Origin of the sequence: Vibrio sp. SG41-7 (genome assembly GCF_014164465.1) — a bacterium.
Taxonomy (GTDB): Bacteria; Pseudomonadota; Gammaproteobacteria; order Enterobacterales; family Vibrionaceae; genus Vibrio; species Vibrio splendidus.
This window is the reverse complement of the sequence record NZ_JACJFF010000276.1, coordinates 1-1,655: the sequence shown is the minus strand read 5'-3', so window position 1 is coordinate 1,655 and position 1,655 is coordinate 1. Positions and strand designations below refer to the sequence as shown.

At 35.8% G+C, this 1,655-nt stretch carries 1 protein-coding gene and 1 pseudogene; one reads left to right on the top strand and one right to left on the bottom strand.

The genetic code is table 11. The features are described from left to right. Positions 1-251: pseudogene (locus H5300_RS26590) on the top strand (IS5/IS1182 family transposase); the annotation flags it as partial. Between the two features lie 314 nt (positions 252-565). Here the strand turns inward: H5300_RS26590 and H5300_RS26585 are convergent. After that, positions 566-1,315, bottom strand: a complete 750-nt coding sequence (locus H5300_RS26585; protein ID WP_182797347.1) for an SDR family NAD(P)-dependent oxidoreductase — start codon at positions 1,313-1,315, stop codon at positions 566-568. Between the last annotated feature and the right edge of the window lie 340 nt (positions 1,316-1,655).

Genomic DNA, 1,655 nt, shown 5'->3' with positions numbered 1-1,655 from the left:
AGCGTGGTCACCCTCGAAATCTCGCCGTGGGTTGCCAGAAATTATACGGCTCAAATAAGTATTGGAAAGAGCGGTATGGATACCACAAACGTTCACTCTCAGAAACAGCGATGTATCGAGTTAAAGAGTTGCTAGGAGGGAAACTGAGCTTAAGAAATTACAATGCCCAAGTGGGTGAAACTTACGCGATGATAAAAGCGTTGAACAAGCTTACTAGGTTAGGTATGCCTGAAACTTGTCGTATTGACTAAGAAATACGCGAAACGGGTTGGCTCTATCTCTAAATTTAATTACGCAACAAAGCCCCTGTTACAGTACAATTAAGATTAAGTGAACTGTTATGCTTATTTCTCTAATAAGCTTACGGGATTCAGATATACCTGAAGCTTGTTTTATTGGCTAATAAATACGCGAAATGGAGCTGTTCTGTGTCTAAATTGGCAAACAAGGCCCTCTGTAGATGAAGTGCTCGACCTAACGTCAGAGCACTTTTGTAAAAATATCTTCTTAGGTCACTGACCTGCTTTGACTACGCCTTCCTTGCCTAGAGGTAGACAATAATAAGTTAAACAGCTAAATAACCACCATCTATATTGTAATAAGCTCCGTTAATGAATGTTGATCTATCCGATGCTAAAAATAGTACAAGTTCGCTTATTTCTTCAGGTTGTCCAACACGACCAATAGGGTGTGCGTTAATTACTTTTTCAACTAAATCAGGATCCGCATCTCGATTAACCAATGGAGTAGAAATAACACCAGGAGCAACCATATTTATGCGAATTCCCTTTGACGCATAGTCAACCGCATACGCCTTAGTTAGCCCTACAACTGCATGCTTTGACATAATATATGGAGCTGAATTTTTTACTGCAATTTTTCCAGCAATTGATGCCGTATTTATGATAGAAGGAGAACTGACTTTGTTTTTCATGAAGTAATCTATCTGGGTATTCATTGCAAGTGCGACCCCTTTAACATTAATTTCATATACTTTATCAAAAAGAGTAATTGATTGTTCTGCTCCAGGACTTGATGTATCCCCAACAATTCCAGCGTTGTTGAAACAAATATTAACAACACCAAATTTTTCAATAGCAAATTCAATTAAATTAATATGATCATCTACCTTAGTAACATCTGATTTTAAAAAATAGCAAGATTTATTTGATTTACATACTTCAAGTATTTCATCTGATTTATTTATATCACCAGCAATAACTTGTGCACCTTCTTCAAGAAATAATTTCACTGTAGCTAAACCAATCCCAGACGCAGCGCCAGTTATAATAACAACTTTGTTTTTTAGTAACATTATAATCAACCTTTTTTATATAGTGAATATTATATTTATATAAAGTGTCTTTACCCATTTTGCAGAGGGTGTTTTTCTATAGTGTTATTTGTTAATGATTAAATGATAGAGTTATTTTAACACCATTCGATTCTTTCGTTAAATACATTGCGCCTTTGTTTGGTTTTTGTAAATTAAGTTTAACTTAATTGGCTGTTAAGTTATTATTTACGATCGGCTTTGTTGCGTAATTCAATGGAACTAAATCAAGAACCTACGATCTGATCAGCTACCTCCACTCTCTCTCGTAGTCCTATGCCTAAGCCTCGTTACAAAACAACCAACTGGAAGCAATACAACC